Source organism: Dongia deserti (genome assembly GCF_003574735.1).
Lineage (GTDB): Bacteria > Pseudomonadota > Alphaproteobacteria > Dongiales > Dongiaceae > Dongia_A > Dongia_A deserti.
Genome location: NZ_QORW01000029.1, coordinates 38785 through 54568 on the forward strand (window position 1 = coordinate 38785; position 15784 = coordinate 54568).

A 15784-nucleotide genomic window follows, 5' to 3' on the forward strand; every position below is an offset into this window, starting at 1 on the left:
CAGCCGCCCCTGTTTGCATGAGTCCGCTCGACTGGTCGCTACTGCTCGCTCTCTCAATGCTCTGGGGCGGATCGTTCTTCTTTGTCGGCGTCGCGGTCGAAGCGCTGCCGCCCTTCGCCATCGTGCTGCTGCGGGTCGCGATTGCAGCGCTCGCGTTGCATGCCGTGGTGCGGCTCACGCGAACGGCCATGCCATGGGACGGCCACACCTGGCTCGCTTTCTTCGGCATGGGACTGCTGAACAACGCGATCCCCTTCTCGCTCATCGTATGGGGGCAGACACAGATCGCGAGCGGGCTCGCTTCCATTCTCAATGCAACGACACCACTGTTCACGGTCCTGGTTGCGCATGTTCTGACGGCGGATGAACGGCTGTCGCGAGGCCGCTTCGCTGGAATCCTGCTGGGTCTTGCCGGCGTCGTCGTGCTGATCGGTCCCGAGGCCTTGCATGGCCTGGGAAAGGATGTGCTGGCGCAGCTTGCGATCCTTGGCGCAGCGCTTTCCTATGGCTTTGCCGCGATCTTCGGCCGGCGCTTCAAGCGCATGGGTGTGCCGCCGCTGGCCACGGCGGCAGGCCAAGTCACGGCATCGAGTCTGATGCTTCTGCCGGTCACAATGCTGGTCGATCACCCATGGCACCTGGAGGTTCCAGGCCTGCCGGTCTGGGGAGCGGTTCTGGGACTCGCCTTGCTATCCACCGCGCTCGCCTACGTCGTGTTCTTCCGCATTCTCGCGTCGGCCGGCGCGGTCAACCTCTCGCTGGTGACGTTCCTGATCCCGGTCAGCGCGATCGTGCTGGGCAGTGCCTTCCTTCACGAAACCTTGGCGCCGGTCGACTTCATCGGCATGGCGCTGATCGGGCTGGGGCTCGCGGCGATCGATGGGCGCCTGCTACCGCGCCTCGGGATCCGCCCCGCCGAGTGAGGAGCGCCACAGCGCGAGGAAATTGTCGCGCGTCTGCCGGTCAAGGCCGATCAGCAGAGCGGGCGAGAGCGCGATCGGCCGCAGAGTCGGGACTGCGCCGGACAGGGCCGCCAGCCCGCCGCCTGCATCGTCGAACGAGACGAGCAGGCCGCTTTCAGAGAGGGAGCGCCGGCCTGCACCCGACAAAGCGAAGTCGATGAATTGCCGCGCCAGCTCGGCGTTCTTGGCGCGCTTCGGGATGAGGGCCGCTCGCGAGAGGATCAGCGTGTAGTCGGACGGCGCAACGATGCCGATGCGATGGTCCTCGGCCGCTCTGACGAGTGCGTAGGAGCCGAGCATGTTGTAGGCGATCAGGAAGCGCCCCGACGCCACGTCATCGATGATCTCCGCCGAACAGCAGGTTGCCACCACCTTGTTGCGGCCGAAGGCCTCGATCAAGCGGCCGAAAGTCGTCGCCTGCTGCGCATCGACAAAGGCGAACAGATAGCCGACACCCGAGGCCTCGATATCGTAAGTGCCGATGCGCCCGTTGAATGGATTGTCAGCCGGTCGCAACAGATCGATGAGGTCAAAGCGCGAGCGCGGCACCTGCGCGGGCGCCACGAGATCGCGGTTGTAGACGATGACGGCCGGCTCGTAGGTCAAGCCGACCACCTCGTCGCGCCACTTCGCCCAGGCCGGCAGGGCACTTACCGCCGCGGAATGGTTCGGCTGCGCGCAGCCATCATTCGCAAGCTTGACCTGCTGATCAATCGAGGAGCTGACCACCAAGTCGGCGGCCGGCTCCGCCCCGCTGCATCCCCGCTCGGCCAGGTCATAGAGCTCATTGGTCGTGATCTCGCGATAACGGATGGCGACGTCCGGAACGCGTTTGGCAAAGGCTTCCAGGATCGGCGCAAACACCTCCGTATCGGTGGAGCCATCGATAGCGAGTACCGCGCGTGCCGTCTGCAGCGGGGCACCGAATAGGGCGATCTCATTCTGGGTGTCGATGCCCTGCGCATCTGCCCTGCCCGCAGCAAGGCCGAGCAAAGCCACAAGAACGAGGAGCCCGGTCATGCGGATCATGGAGCGCCCTCTACCACCGGGATCTCCAACGCGACCCGGAATCGGCCTTCCGGGGTGCGCGAGAAGGCAAGGCGCCCGTGATGCGCTTCGGCGACCGCGTTCACGATGGCAAGTCCGAGCCCGGCGCTGTCGGGCAGCGAGCCTGCCGATCGCGCGAACCGGCGGCCGCTGTCGCGCCAGTCCGATTCCGGGATGCCGTGGCCACAATCCACGACCGCGAACTCAGCGATCCCCTCGGCTGCCTTGTGCTCCACCGAAAACGAGACCGGCGGCGCGCCGTAGCGCAGGGCATTGCTCAGCAAATTCTTCGAGGCTTCGACCAGGCTGAGCGCGTCGCCGCGCGCATGCACGGGATGCTCGGGCAGATCGAGATGCAGATCGAGCCCGGTAGAAAGGAGATCGTGGTCCGTCTCGTCGGTTGCGCGGATCGCGACCTCGCGCAGATCGATCACTTCCTGCGCGGCGGCATCCGAACGATGGATGATCAGCGCCTGGTTGAGCAGCTGGTCGGCCAGCCGGCTCAATCCGACGGCACGGGTATGAATTCTGCCCGCGATTGTCCGCAGACGCGCCGGATCCTGTTCCTCGCTTGCCAGTTCTGCCTGTGCGCGCACGGCGGCGATCGGCGTCTTCAACTGATGCGTCGCGTCGGCGATCAGGTTCTGCATGATGGTCACGCGACTCGCCAGCCGGCCCATGAAGCGGTTGATGGCCGCGACGATGGTCTCGACCTCGCGCGGCGTGGAAACGGTAAGCGGCGACAGATCCTTCGGATCGCGCGATCGCAAGGCCTGTTCGATGCGTGCCAGGGGTCCCAGCGACGAGCGCACGGCGAAGGCGACAAGCGCCACCAGGGCAACACCCGCAATCGCCACCAAACCCAGCGCCTTGGTCGTGATGTCCCGGGCCAGCGCGCCGCGCGCCCGCGTCGTATGACCGACGATGATCTGGACCTGGCCGGTGAACCCACGCTCGGCAAAGCGGCGCAGCGCCGCTGCGAGCCGCACCGTCTCGCCGCTATATTCGTCGGAATAGAAGGCGACATCCTCGCTCGCTGCCGCGGGCGTCGGCAGATCCTCATACCCGGTGATGGTGCCTCCGTCGGGGCCGATGATGCGATAGAACACGCGATCATCAGGCGCCAGCGCCAGCAGTTCGAAAGCCGAGACGGGCAGGTTGACGACGATCCGTCCTTCGAGCACGGCGATGGACTGCACGATCTGGAACGCCGCTCCCGCGAGCAGGCGGTCATACGCCTCCTGCGCGGCTTGCCGGCCATAGGCGTAGGCCGCCACGCTGATGACGATGCCGCCCGCCGCGATGATCAGCGCGATCGTGACCGCCAGCCGGACGGTGATGGAGGTCGTGCGCCTATTCATCGAGGGCGATCTGATAGCCGAGGCCGCGCAGGTTCCGGATCACCAGGCCGGAGCCCGCGAGCTTGCGCCTGAGGCGGGCGATGTAGAGCTCGACCGCGTTCAGGCCAACCTCCTCCCGGTCAAACGAGAACAGCTTCTCGAAGATCCGCTCTTTCGGCATCACTCGGCCGCGATTGAGCATCAGAATTTCGAGCACGCTGAATTCCCTTCGCGTGAGCTGGAGCGGCGTACCGGCAATGCCGGCAGTCCGTCCGGCTGGATCAAGCGACAGCTTGCCGTATTCGATCACGCCGCTGCCTTCGCCGCTGCTGCGTCGGATCAGCGCCCGCGCCCGCGCCTCGAGTTCGCGCAGATCGAACGGCTTCATCAGATAGTCGTCGGCGCCGATATCGAGCGCGCCGATCCTATCCTCGACCTCGCGCCGCGCAGTGACCACCAGGATCGGCGTCGGGTTCTTCGCACTGCGCAGGGCGCGCAGGAAGTCGAAGCCGGAACCGTCCGGAAGATTGATGTCGAGAATCACCAGATCGTAGTCCTGCACGGCCACCGCGTCGCGCGCCGCGCCGCACCCCGTCACGCGATCGATCGCGTGACCGCTGCGCGAAAAATTCGCGACGATTGCTTCCGCAACATCTTCGGTATCCTCGACCAGGAGAACGCGCACGCCTCGTCCCTCTTCAGACAAGCCAGAACCCGCGCCCTGCCCTGTCGCTGGCCCCTCATAAGACCCAGCTATCATATCGCGCCCGGCGCGGCGACAGCTTCGCGACAACTTCGCGCGCTAGGCTCAGCACCCAGCAGCGGAACTCAGTCTTAATCCGCCAAGAAAACACCAAAAAAACATCTGTGGGAGGAACTGTACTGGATCACTTCATCCTGAAGTTGTGCTCATAACGCGATCGGCGGATTTGCCAATTGCGCCATCGGCACACCAGTCCTAGCCTTCGACCCGATCAACAGGTCTTGGATTGCCGCTTACAGCCATCGCGACGGCTGGCATCCCACCTGCCGGCGGGTCGGCAAGGTTCACTAAGAAAACTCGTATCGAACCCGTTCAGGTTACCAATGGGAGGAATGCATGAACGCAACCACGCTTCGTAAGCTCGCCACGGCCGTCGTCCTGTCGGCCGGGTTGACCACCGCGTCTGGCGCTCTCGCCGTGGACAATCTCAGAATCATCGCGCCCGCCAATCCCGGCGGCGGCTGGGACCAGACCGCGCGCGCCATGCAGGAGGTGATGCAGAGCGCCGGCATCGTCAAATCGGCCACGGTGGAGAATGTCGGCGGCGCAGGCGGCACCATCGGCCTCGCGCAACTGGCGGACAAGGAGAAGGGCAAGCCCAACGTGCTGATGGTCAATGGCTTGGTCATGGTCGGCGCCATCCTGACCAACCAGTCCGCCGTCACCCTGGAGCAGACGACGCCGATCGCGCGCCTCACCGGCGAATACGAGGTCGTCGTGGTGCCGGCCTCTTCCGACATCCAAAATCTCAGCCAGCTGGTGGAGAAGCTGAAGGCCGACACCGGCGCGGTCGCCTGGGGCGGCGGCTCGGCCGGCGGCACCGACCACATCCTGGCTGGCCTCATCGCACAGGCGGCGGGTGCTGACGCCACCAAGATCAACTACGTTCCGTTCTCCGGCGGCGGCGAGGCGCTGGCTGCGATCCTGGGCGGACACGTGACCGCCGGCATCAGTGGCCTCGGCGAATGGATCGGACAGATCGAGGCCGGCGAACTCCGCGCACTCGCCATCTCCTCCCCCGAGCGGCTGGAAGGGGTCGACATCCCAACGCTCAAGGAGCAGGGCGTGGATGTCGAGCTCGCCAACTGGCGCGCCGTGGTGGCGGCACCCGGCATCAGCGACGCGCAGAAGCAGGAGCTGGCCGCCGCAGTGGATGCGATGGTGAAGAGCGACGGCTGGAAGAAGGTGCTGTCCGACAAGGGCTGGATGGATCTCTACATGCCCGGCGACGCGTTCGCCAAATACCTGGCCGATGAGAACGCACGCGTGAGCGCGATCCTGAAGACCTTGGGATTGGTGTCGTAGCGTGATGAAGCGGGGGGCGGCAGCAGCCGAGCTCGTGCTCGGTCTCGGCATTGCCGCCCTCGGCGCATTTCTTTTGTGGGAGACCGGCGAGATTCGCGTCTCGCCGGTCTATGCCAAGGTCGGTCCGCGGGTCATTCCGAACCTCGTCGGCGGCATCATGACCGCGCTTGGTCTTCTGCTCGCCTGGCAGAACTGGCGCGCGATGCAGGCGGCCGGGCCGGCGCCGTCACGCGCAAGCGCAGAGGATCGCACCGATTGGCTGCCGATCGGCGCGATCGCGATCGCCCTCATCCAGCAGATCCTGCTGTTCGAGCTCCTCGGTTTCATGCCGACCGCCGCCATCCTGTTCTACTGCGTTGCCTATGGCTTCGGGAGCCGACGCTATCTGCGCGATGCCCTGATCGCCATCGCCATCGCCGTCGTCGCCTATGTCGGGTTCGTCCATGTACTCGGGCTCAATCTGCCTGCCGGCAGCCTGTTCTTCGGAGAAGACTAGATGGGCGCGCTGCTCGACGGATTCGCCACGGCTCTCACCGTCGTCAACCTTGGTTGGTGCCTGGTCGGCGTGACGCTCGGCACGGCGATCGGCATCCTGCCGGGTATCGGCCCCGCTCTCACCATCGCACTGCTGCTGCCGGTCACGGCGCACCTTGACCCGACCGGTGCCTTCATCATGTTCGCCGGGCTTTATTACGGCGCGATGTATGGCAGCTCCACTACCTCCATCCTGCTCAACACGCCGGGCGAGACCGGCTCGATAATCACCGCGATCGAGGGCAACCTGATGGCGCGCCAGGGCCGCGGCGCGGCCGCGCTGGCAACCGCTGCCATCGGCTCCTTTGTCGCCGGCACTATTGGCACGGTGCTGCTGACCGTGCTGGCGCCGCTCGTCGTCAAGCTTGCGCTGAAGTTCGGGCCCGCGGAATATTTCGCGCTGATGGTGGTGGCCTTCACCACCGTCTCCGGCCTGCTCGGCACTTCGCGCCTGCGCGGCATGATCAGCCTGTTCTTAGGTCTTGCCATCGGGCTGGTCGGCACAGATGCCCTGACCGGGCAAGCGCGGTTCACCTTGGGCATCCTGCAGCTGCTCGACGGCATCGACATCACTGTTGTCGCGGTTGGCCTGTTCGCGGTCGGCGAGGCGCTCTATGTCGCGTCGCGCCCGGAACTGCGCAGCGCCCAGGTCATCCCGATCAAGGGCTCGCTCTGGATGACCAAGGAAGAATGGGCACGGTCCTGGAAGCCGTGGGTACGCGGCTCGTTCCTCGGCTTCCCGTTCGGCGCGCTGCCGGCCGGCGGTACTGAGATCCCGACCTTCCTCTCCTATTTCCTCGAGAAGAAGATGTCGAAGAGGCCGGAGGAATTCGGCAAGGGCGCGATCGAAGGCGTGGCGGGGCCGGAGGCCGCGAACAACTCAGCCGTCGCCGGCGTGCTGGTGCCGCTGCTGACGCTCGGCCTGCCGACCTCCGCCACCGCGGCAATCCTGCTGGCAGCCTTCCAGCAATATGGCCTGCAGCCGGGGCCCCTGCTCTTCACCAGCAACAGCGCGCTCGTCTGGGGCCTGATCGCCAGCCTTTATCTCGGCAACATCGCGCTGCTGTTGCTCAACCTGCCACTGGTCGGTATGTGGGTTCGCCTGCTGGCTATTCCGACACCGTTGCTCTATGGCGGCATCCTCGTGTTCGCGACGCTCGGTGTCTATTCGTACAACCAATCGGTGTTCGATCTCGGCCTGCTGTTCATCTTCGGCATCGTCGGCTATCTGATGCGGCGCTTCGATTTCCCGGTCGCGCCCGCCATCATCGGCATGATCCTGGGCCCGCTCGCCGAGCAGAATTTCCGCCGCGCCCTTAGCATCACCCAGGGCGATTACACGGTGTTCTTCACCCACCCGATCTCCGCGACCCTGCTGGCGATCGCGGCGCTGATCATCGTCGCGCCGTTCCTGCTGCGGCTGCGTCAACGACGCTTGGCGTCCTCGTAAGGCACATCGATCGGCAGCCCGCCGACATGGCGCGCCAGGATCTGCATGTTGCGTTGATTGGACCGGAAGAAGAAGTCCCAGATATCGCCCGCGATGGGCAGTGCGCCGACGGCGGTGTCGAACGCGACATTGGCAATCATGCGCACAAGGGCGGAGCGAGGAATTCCGAGCCGGTGCGCTTCGTAGATGAGATAGGCGCCGACGGCGCCGGACAGCACGTCGCCCACCCCGGGCACCAGCCCCAGGATGGCGTCCGCGCCGATGCGGACGCCAAGGCCCGGCACGCGAAACTGCGAATCCATCAGGCGCGCCAGCCGACGCAGCCGTCGCTGGGCCTCCTCGCGGCCTTTCAGCGCCGCAATGCGCTGGTCGGTCGGACCGGTGCTATCGATCCGCGGTCGCATGACGCAGCTTACCACGCTTCATCACATTTGGTCGCAGGGAGAGTCGAACAGGTTCAAGACGAATCGTGCAAGTCACCCCCTGGAGCCCGGGTCTATGCTTCCGGCATACGGCCGTTGAGCACTGGATCGCGGCCTGGGCCGGGACGACGAGTGCTCGCCACGGACGTCCGCGAAAGGCAGCTATACGCTACTTCTTCGTGCCGTCGGCGTTGAATTGGTCGAGGTAGGCGATGATGTCGGCGATCTTGGCGTCGTCCTTCACGCCGGCGAACACCATCTTATTGCCCGGCACCTTCGTCTTGGGCGCCTTGATGTATTCGGCCAGGTTCGCCTCATCCCACGTGATGCCGGATTCCTTCATGGCGTCGGAGTAGTTGTAGCCTTCGACGGCGCCAGCCTGCCGGCCGACCACGCCATTGAGCATGGGACCCACGCCGTTCTTGGCGCCTTCGCCGACACGGTGGCACGCCTTGCACACGGCGAATGCCTTTTCCCCGGCGGCAGGATCGGCTGCCATCGCCGGAGCCGCAGCGGCCGAGAGCGCCACGGCAGCCATCATCGCACGCAGCATCATGATTGACCTCTTCGATGGGAGCCAGCCGCCCGGCGCGGACACCGGGCGGCTTCAATGCTAGCTAGGCCGAGAGGCCTTTGGCAAATGGCAAGATGCGAACGCGCTTTCCGGTCGCAGCGGCCAGCGCGTTCGCCACCGCCGGTCCGATCGGCGGGACGCCCGGCTCGCCGACGCCGCTTGGCGGCGCGTCGGAGGGGACGATGTAGGTCTCGACCTTCGGCATCTCCTCGATCCGCAAGGGCAGATAGGAATCATAGTTGGTCTGATCCACCTGGCCCTTGGTGAGCGTGAGTTCCTCATGCAGGACGGAGCCGAGGCCGAAGCCGATCCCGCCCTCCATCTGCGCGCGAATCTGATCGGGGTTGATCGCCGTGCCGCAATCGACCGCGCACACCACGCGCTCGACCTTGAAGGCGCCTTTGTCCTGCATCCGGATGTCGGCGATTTCAGCGACCACGGTACCGAAGGATTCGTGCAGGGCCACGCCACGGAACACGCCCTGGGGCATTTCTTTGCCCCACTCGGCCTTTTCCGCGGCAAGGTTCAAGGTCGCGATATGCCGCGGATGATCCTTGAGCAGCGCGCGGCGCAGGTCGACCGGATCCTTGCCGGTCTGCCGCGCGATGTCGTCGATCATCGTCTCCATCACATAGGCCGTGTGGGTGTGCCCGACGGAGCGCCACCACAGAACCGGCACGTCGACCTTGGCGTTCGCGATCTCGGAGCGGAAGTTCTCCACCGCATAGCGATGGTCGGAGACGCCCTCCACCGAGGTGGCATCGACGCCGTCCTTCACCAGCATCGCCTCGAACGGCGTGCCGATCAGGATCGATTGACCGACCTGCCGGTGGTGCCAGGCAACGATGTTGCCGTCGTCGTCCAGTCCCACCTTCACCTTGTGCACGAAGAGCGGGCGGTAGCGGCCGCCGCGCATGTCGTCCTCGCGCGTCCACAGCACCTTGACCGGCGCCTTCCAGTCGATCGCCTTGGCGGTCTCCACCGCTTCGGTGATGACGTCGGCATCGGTGACCGCGCGCCGGCCGAAGCCGCCGCCAGTCTTCATCACGTGCAGCTGGACGTTCTCCGGCTTGAGTCCGGCGATCTCCGCGGCGGCGGCCTGGTAGAGATCAGGCATCTGGTGCCCGCCCCAGATTTCCAGCACATCGCCGTTCTTATACGCGACAGCATCCAACGGCTCCAAGGCAGCGTGTGCCAGGTACGGGAACTGGTACGTCGCCTCGATCATCTTGGTTGCCCGCTTCATCGCGCCTTCGACGTCGCCACGACTGGCGGCGATCGCCTCGCCGGGCTGGTCCGCCTGCTTGAGATACTCGGCGAACAGCTCGGCCGAGCCGCGTTTCTCCGCGGCGCTGTCGTCCCATTCCACTTTCAGGGCCTCACGCCCTTTCATGGCGGCCCAGGTGTTCTCGGCTACCACGGCGACGCCGCGCGAGATCTGCACGACATCGACGACGCCCTTCACCGCCTTGGCCGGCGCGGCATCGAAGCCTTTGACCGTGGCACCGAACAGGGGCGGATGCGCCACCATCGCCGTCAGCATGCCGGGCAGCTTCACGTCGATGGTGTAGTCCTGCCGGCCGGTCGACTTCTCACGGGAATCGATGCGGCGGAACTCCTCCGAGCCGATTAGCTTCCATTGCTGCCGCGGCTTCAGCGCGACATCCGCCGGTACCTTTTGCTTTGCCGCCGCATCGGCCAGCTCGCCGAAGGTCGCCTGCTTGCCGCTGCCGTGGGAAAGCACGCCTTTCTCGACCTTGATCTCCGATACAGGCACGCCCCACTGCTCGGCCGCCGCTTTCACGAGCATGGTACGCGCCAGCGCGCCTGCCTTGCGGTAGCGGTCGAAGGACGAGAACATGGCGGAGGACCCGCCGGTGCCCTGCGCTTCACCGCCCCAGGCGATGTTGCCATAGAGCTTGGGATTGCCGGCTGCACCGACGACAACGAGCTGGCTGCGGTCCGCCTCCAGCTCTTCGGCCACCAGAGTGGCGATGCCGTGATAGCAGCCCTGGCCCATATCCATGTGGGCCGAGAGGATCGTCACCGTGTTGTCGGGCGAGATGGTGACATACGCGTTGAACGGATTCGGAGTGGGCGTGGCTCCTGCCGCTCGCACGCCCGGCACGCGGAACGAGATGGAAAGGCCGGCGCCTGCTGCCGCCGCGCCGATCAGGAACTGACGGCGGCTGGGCTTGAACGTCTCGGTTTTCAGCTTGAGGGGTAGCATGGTGTCACCTCATCCCAGCATCTTGGCGGCTTCATGGATGCCGGCGCGGATGCGCTGATAGGTGGCGCAGCGGCAGAGATTGCCGCTCATCGCCGCATCGATGTCGGCATTGGTCGGCTTCGGGTTCTCGGTGAGCAACGCGGTCGCCGCCATCACTTGGCCGGACTGGCAGTAGCCGCATTGCGGCACGTCGAGCTCAGTCCAGGCGGTCTGCACCGCCTCCGCCACCTTGCCGTTGAGGCCTTCGATGGTGGTGATCTTCGTGCCTTCGACATCGGAGACCGGCGTGATGCAGGAGCGGATGGGCACGCCGTCCTGATGCACGGTACAGGCGCCGCATTGCGCCATGCCGCAACCGAACTTGGTGCCTGTCAATCCGACCATATCGCGAACTGCCCACAAAAGCGGCATGTCCGGATCGGCATCGACCTCATGGACTTGCCCGTTGATGTCAAGTTTCATCGACCTCTCCCTGTACGCAGACGGTGCGGAAATGTGAGTGGGATGGAATCATCCGAGCGGTTGACGGTCCCAGGCACCGCGCCGGTGATTGAGCGATTTGGGTAGCGAAGCGCGTGAGTGCAAGATCCCATCGCGCGCGTTCCTCATCTGTCGCGGAAAATTTCCGGCGCAGCGCCAGACAGCGAACGCGAGTCACGCAAGAGCCCACCTCGTCGACGTGGTCTTGCAGCCCGCCGACGCCGTTTGGCTTCAAGATGATGAGGCAGGGTATCGCCAAACCAATTGCCGTGATATTGAAAAAGCATCATGAACAATTTCGGCCAGGTTCAACTCCGCCGGCTTGACCTCACGCTGTTACTGGTCTTTGCGGAGGCCATGCGCACCCGCAAGCTCGGCACCGTCGCGCACCGGCTGGGGCTGACGCCGTCGGGCGTCAGCCACGCGCTGGCGCGGCTGCGCGACATACTTCAGGATCCGCTCTTCCTGCGCCACGCGAGCGGCGTGCGGCCCACGCCCCGCGCCATCGCCATCCTGGATGATGTGAATGCCGCCATCGCGGCCCTCACCCGCACGATCGAGCGGGACGCGTTCGATCCCGCCAGCATCCGCCGCACCTTCCGCATCGCGGCGCTGGATTTCGGCGTCACCATGCTGGCGCCGCACCTGATCGAGGTGATCGCCAGACACGCGCCGGGTGTGCAGCTTTCCTTCATCGCGCTGCCCAAGGCGGAGGCGCTGCGCAGCCTCGCCGACGGCCAGATTGATATCGCCATCGCCGTGTTCCATGAAGCGCCGCCAGGCTTCCGCCGCCGCGTCCTGGCCAAAGAGAGCTTCGTGACGGTCGCGCGCAAGAAGCATCCCAAGCTGCGCGGCGGCCTCACGCTGCGCAAGTTCGTGAAGCTTGACCATCTGCTGGTCTCGCCGGTCGGCGATCTGGATGGACCGGTCGACGAAGCATTGCAAAAGGTCGGCAAGGGCCGGCGCGTGGTCGCGGCCTTGCCGCAATTCCTGGCCGCACTCGCCACCGCCGCCGCTTCGGATGTGTTGGTGACCGTGCCGAAGGGCCTCGCCAAGGCCTATGCCCCGACCTTCGGCCTTTCGATCTATGACACACCGATCGCGATGCCCGGCTACGAGATGGCGGCGATGCAGGGGCCGCTGTCGGCACGCGATCCCGCGGTCGATTGGCTCGTGAATAATTTGTTACCGGCCGGCCGCCGCGAGTGGGGCGCTGCGGCCTAGACACCGCGAAGCAAACATGTCGCGAGCGCCGTACCCCGAACTGCACCTTTTAGTGAGCATTTTCAAAGTTTTGGCGGAGGCAACGGGATCTGATTTTCGATTGACTGCCGCCTAGGCACAGTGTCATATGGTCCGCGCAATCGAGTTTTGGCCTGCCTTGGCTATTCGTGCCGACGGTTCTCCCGACGGTGCCTGATCAAGTCGCTACCCAAAAATCAGGTTGTTGCAAACGCCGTGCGGCAGTCGCGCGGCACGAGAAACGGCATGCATCGATATCGCATGCCTAGAGAGCCTAGGAGACGAGAATGGCTACTGGTACCGTGAAGTGGTTCAACGCGCAAAAGGGCTTCGGTTTCATCCAGCCGAGCGACGGTTCGCGTGATGTGTTCGTGCACGTAACCGCCGTTGAGCGCGCCGGCCTGCCCGGCCTCACGGAAGGTCAGAAGGTGAGCTTCGACGTCGTGAGCGAGCGCGGCAAGCAGGCCGCCGGCAACCTGAAGCTGGCCTAACTGCCACCCAAAGATCTTCGGATCGTGCGAAGCCCCGGCGGAAACGCCGGGGCTTTTGCTTTTGCGTGTTCGCGCATCAGCCGTCCCGTTTGTCAGGGTCGGAGCGTGTTCTCTCACTCTGATTCAGTCTCATCCAGCCGTGCGCTGATGCGATCCAGCGTCCAATGCAGGTGCGCGATGTCGGCCTTTGACAATCCTTTCGTTACCTCGGCCTCAATTGCGCGCGCCCGAGGGATCACGGCTTCATAGATCTTCCGCCCGGCCTTGCTCAGCGTCAGCTGGATCAGGCGCTGATCCGTCGCGTGGGGCTCGCGCTCGATCAGGCCGCGCTTCAGGAGGTTGGCGACGGCGCGGCTTACCTTGGCCTTGTCCATGGCAGTGCGCTCGACGATCCCGTTGGAGGAGAGCGGCGCGAAGGCGCCGAGCACGGCGATGGCGCGCCATTCGGGAATCGAGATGCCGAATTCCTGTTGATACTGCGCGGCGAACGCCCGGCTCACCCGGTTGGTCGTGACCGACAGCCGATAAGGCAGGAAGCTTTCCAGATCGAAGCCGGGGGATCGTTTCACTCGGAAGGCTTTCCTTGACATTCGTTTCATTTGAAACGATCGTAATGGATCGAATTTCATCCGGCAAGCCGGAGGAGAGTCGCTTTGAAGACCTACATCTCGTTTCCCCGCGTCGAAGGCAATGCCTCGCGCCAGGCTCATGCGTCGCTGCCTACCGGCACCTACGAGCGGGAGCTGGGCAAGGAAGGGTTCTTCGGTCCCGCCACGCACATGTATCACCGCAACCCCCCGACCGGCTGGGTCGATTGGGAAGGGCCGCTAAAGCCCCGCGCCTTCGACCTCAACAAGATCGGAGGCGGTCACAGCTCGCCGTGGGATTCCGCGACGATTCTCTCCAACGCCAACGTGAAGCTGCGCTTCTGGCGGGTGCCGCAGCACATGGAAGCGCTCGCGCGCAACGGCGACGGCGACGAATTGCTGTTCGTGCATGAAGGCCGAGGCGAGCTCTACTGCGACTACGGCCACCTCGCGATCAAGGCGGGCGATTATGTGATGCTGCCCCGCGGCACCATGTGGCGCATCGAGAGCGCCGCGCCGACGACCGCCCTTCTGATCGAGGCGACCAACGGCTCCTACCTGTTGCCCGAGAAGGGACTGGTCGGGCCGCATGCCATCTTCGATCCAGCGATGCTGGATACGCCGAAGATCGACGATGCGTTCCTGAAGCAGCAGGGCCCCGGCACCTGGCGCGTGCAGATCAAGCGCGGTGGTGCCATCTCTACCGTCACCTTCCCCTACAATCCGCTCGATGCGGTGGGCTGGAAAGGCGACCTGGCGCCGGTGCGCATCAATGTCGCGGATATCCGGCCCCTGACGAGCCACCGCTATCACCTGCCGCCATCGGCGCACACCACCTTCGTCGGCAACCGCTTCGTGGTCTGCACCTTCTGCCCGCGGCCGTTCGAATCCGCGGAGGATGCGCTGAAGGTGCCGTTCTTCCACAACAACGACGACTACGACGAGGTGCTGTTCTATCACGCCGGCGACTTCTTCAGCCGCGACAACATCAAGCCGGGCATGATGACGTTCCATCCCTGCGGCTTCACCCACGGCCCGCATCCCAAGGCGCTGAAGAACGCGTTCAAGTCGGCCAAGCCCGCGACCGACGAATATGCCGTGATGCTCGACGCGCGGGACGCGCTGCAAGTCGGCGACGCAGCGAGCGCAATCGAGTGGACCGGCTATGTCGACAGCTGGAAGGCACCCGGCGCATGAAGCTCGCGACTTTGAAAATGAGCGGTCGCGACGGCAGGCTCCACCTGGTCAGCCGCGATCTGACACGCTGCGTGGCGGCACGGGACGCGACGACCTTGCAGCAGGCGCTGGATTCCTGGGCGGTTTCGGCGCCCATGCTGGAGGAGGAAGCGCGCGGGCTCGAAGCCGGCGAGTGGTTAGGCGTCGAGGAGTTCGTGCCGGAGCAGTGTGCCGCGCCCCTACCCCGCGCCTATCAATGGGCTGACGGCTCGGCCTACGTGAACCACGTCGAGCTGGTGAGGAAGGCGCGCGGCGCGGAGATGCCCCCCAGCTTCTGGACCGATCCTCTCATGTACCAGGGTGGATCGGACTCGTTCCTCGGCCCGCGCGATCCGATCCAGATGGCAGACGAAGCGTGGGGCATCGATTTCGAGGCGGAGATCGCGGTCATCACCGACGACGTCCCGATGGGCGTCGGCGCCGATGAAGCCCGCAGCCACATCAAGCTGCTGATGCTGGTCAATGACGTGTCGCTGCGCAACCTCATTCCGGGCGAACTTGCCAAGGGATTCGGTTTCTTCCAGTCCAAGCCGAGCAGCGCCTTCTCTCCGGTCGCCGTGACGCCGGACGAGTTGGGGGCGGCCTGGGGCGACGGCAAGGTCCATCTGCCGCTCATCACGCATCTCAATGGTCAGCCGTTCGGCCGGCCCAATGCTGGCATCGACATGACGTTTGACTTCGGCCAGCTGATCGCCCACGCCGCGCGCACGCGCCCGCTTGCCGCCGGCACCATCGTCGGCTCCGGCACAATCTCCAACAAAGGCGCGGACGGGGGGCCGGGCCGCCCCGTGTCGGAAGGCGGCGCCGGCTATTCCTGCATCGCCGAGCAGCGCACGGTGGAGACGCTGCTGACCGGCAGCCCCAAGACCCCGTTCATGAAGTTCGGCGACCGCGTGCGCATCGAGATGCTGGGCGCCAACAGCAACAGCCTGTTCGGCGCGATCGAGCAGGAGGTGGTGCGATACCAGCGGCAGTCGTAGCTCAGCGCAGTCCTTGCGCGCCGAAACTCGTGATGGTGTGGACGGCCCCCGCGCGGCATCGATGTGCCAGAATGAGGTCGTTGCAGATCTCATTGAAGGGAGCCGTCCATGGATAAGCTTATCCGCATTGGCATTGACACG

General features: G+C 65.0%; 16 protein-coding genes. 8 read left to right on the forward strand and 8 right to left on the reverse strand.

Features of this window, described 5'->3' with window-relative positions; genetic code table 11:
* Positions 1 to 17: 17 nt before the first annotated feature.
* Positions 18 to 923 (forward strand): DMT family transporter, encoded by a 906-nt coding sequence (locus DTX69_RS28235; RefSeq protein ID WP_119304933.1) that lies wholly within the window; start codon positions 18 to 20, stop codon positions 921 to 923.
* Here the strand turns inward: DTX69_RS28235 and DTX69_RS28240 are convergent.
* Genes DTX69_RS28240 through DTX69_RS28250 form a run of 3 tightly spaced genes read right to left on the reverse strand, consistent with a single transcriptional unit; the run spans position 891 to position 4034 of the window.
* The gene (locus DTX69_RS28240; protein ID WP_284736125.1) at positions 891 to 1991 is read right to left on the reverse strand and encodes an ABC transporter substrate-binding protein; all 1101 of its coding nucleotides are present in this window, start codon (positions 1989 to 1991) and stop codon (positions 891 to 893) included. The two genes, DTX69_RS28235 and DTX69_RS28240, sit on opposite strands and share 33 nt — an antisense overlap.
* Positions 1988 to 3370 (reverse strand): sensor histidine kinase, encoded by a 1383-nt coding sequence (locus DTX69_RS28245; protein WP_284736126.1) that lies wholly within the window; start codon positions 3368 to 3370, stop codon positions 1988 to 1990. Before DTX69_RS28245 ends, DTX69_RS28240 begins: the two co-directional genes overlap by 4 nt.
* Positions 3363 to 4034, reverse strand: a complete 672-nt coding sequence (locus DTX69_RS28250; RefSeq protein ID WP_119304934.1) for a response regulator transcription factor — start codon at positions 4032 to 4034, stop codon at positions 3363 to 3365. Before DTX69_RS28250 ends, DTX69_RS28245 begins: the two co-directional genes overlap by 8 nt.
* Before the next feature lie 414 nt (positions 4035 to 4448).
* On the opposite strand from DTX69_RS28250, the gene DTX69_RS28255 reads away from it, so the two are divergent.
* From DTX69_RS28255 to DTX69_RS28265, 3 genes are read left to right on the forward strand one after another with little or no spacing between them, the layout of a single operon-like run.
* Positions 4449 to 5417, forward strand: a complete 969-nt coding sequence (locus tag DTX69_RS28255; RefSeq protein ID WP_119304935.1) for a Bug family tripartite tricarboxylate transporter substrate binding protein — start codon at positions 4449 to 4451, stop codon at positions 5415 to 5417.
* Between the two features lie 4 nt (positions 5418 to 5421).
* The gene (locus tag DTX69_RS28260; RefSeq protein ID WP_119304936.1) at positions 5422 to 5913 is read left to right on the forward strand and encodes a tripartite tricarboxylate transporter TctB family protein; all 492 of its coding nucleotides are present in this window, start codon (positions 5422 to 5424) and stop codon (positions 5911 to 5913) included.
* Complete coding sequence (locus tag DTX69_RS28265; protein WP_119304937.1) at positions 5914 to 7401, forward strand: tripartite tricarboxylate transporter permease; 1488 nt, start codon at positions 5914 to 5916, stop codon at positions 7399 to 7401.
* On the opposite strand, the gene DTX69_RS28270 is transcribed toward DTX69_RS28265, so the two are convergent.
* The 4 genes from DTX69_RS28270 to DTX69_RS28285 all read right to left on the reverse strand — a co-directional run bounded on the left by DTX69_RS28270 (position 7377) and on the right by DTX69_RS28285 (position 11089).
* Positions 7377 to 7805, reverse strand: a complete 429-nt coding sequence (locus DTX69_RS28270) for a DUF4112 domain-containing protein (protein ID WP_119304938.1) — start codon at positions 7803 to 7805, stop codon at positions 7377 to 7379. The genes DTX69_RS28265 and DTX69_RS28270 overlap by 25 nt on opposite strands.
* Before the next feature lie 187 nt (positions 7806 to 7992).
* Positions 7993 to 8379, reverse strand: coding sequence for a c-type cytochrome (locus DTX69_RS28275; protein WP_119304939.1), 387 nt, complete (start codon positions 8377 to 8379; stop codon positions 7993 to 7995).
* Between the two features lie 61 nt (positions 8380 to 8440).
* Positions 8441 to 10627, reverse strand: coding sequence for a xanthine dehydrogenase family protein molybdopterin-binding subunit (locus DTX69_RS28280; protein WP_119304940.1), 2187 nt, complete (start codon positions 10625 to 10627; stop codon positions 8441 to 8443).
* A gap of 9 nt (positions 10628 to 10636) precedes the next feature.
* Positions 10637 to 11089, reverse strand: coding sequence for a (2Fe-2S)-binding protein (locus DTX69_RS28285; protein WP_119304941.1), 453 nt, complete (start codon positions 11087 to 11089; stop codon positions 10637 to 10639).
* Positions 11090 to 11395: 306 nt separating this feature from the next.
* On the opposite strand from DTX69_RS28285, the gene DTX69_RS28290 reads away from it, so the two are divergent.
* Together DTX69_RS28290 and DTX69_RS28295 are read left to right on the forward strand one after the other, a co-directional pair.
* Entirely contained in the window at positions 11396 to 12331 is a 936-nt protein-coding gene (locus DTX69_RS28290) for a LysR family transcriptional regulator (protein ID WP_119304942.1), read from the forward strand.
* A 305-nt stretch (positions 12332 to 12636) separates the two neighbouring features.
* A complete protein-coding gene (locus tag DTX69_RS28295; RefSeq protein WP_119304943.1) occupies positions 12637 to 12840 on the forward strand; it encodes a cold-shock protein in 204 nt (67 codons plus the stop codon).
* Between the two features lie 113 nt (positions 12841 to 12953).
* Here the strand turns inward: DTX69_RS28295 and DTX69_RS28300 are convergent, their stop codons facing one another.
* Entirely contained in the window at positions 12954 to 13409 is a 456-nt protein-coding gene (locus DTX69_RS28300; RefSeq protein ID WP_284736127.1) for a MarR family winged helix-turn-helix transcriptional regulator, read from the reverse strand.
* Positions 13410 to 13493: 84 nt separating this feature from the next.
* Here DTX69_RS28300 and DTX69_RS28305 point away from each other — a divergent pair, with 84 nt between their 5' ends.
* Together DTX69_RS28305 and DTX69_RS28310 are read left to right on the forward strand one after the other, a co-directional pair.
* Positions 13494 to 14624, forward strand: a complete 1131-nt coding sequence (locus tag DTX69_RS28305) for a homogentisate 1,2-dioxygenase (RefSeq protein ID WP_119304945.1) — start codon at positions 13494 to 13496, stop codon at positions 14622 to 14624.
* The gene (locus DTX69_RS28310) at positions 14621 to 15643 is read left to right on the forward strand and encodes a fumarylacetoacetate hydrolase family protein (RefSeq protein WP_119304946.1); all 1023 of its coding nucleotides are present in this window, start codon (positions 14621 to 14623) and stop codon (positions 15641 to 15643) included. The genes DTX69_RS28305 and DTX69_RS28310 overlap by 4 nt, the downstream gene beginning before the upstream one ends.
* Positions 15644 to 15784 lie beyond the last annotated feature (141 nt).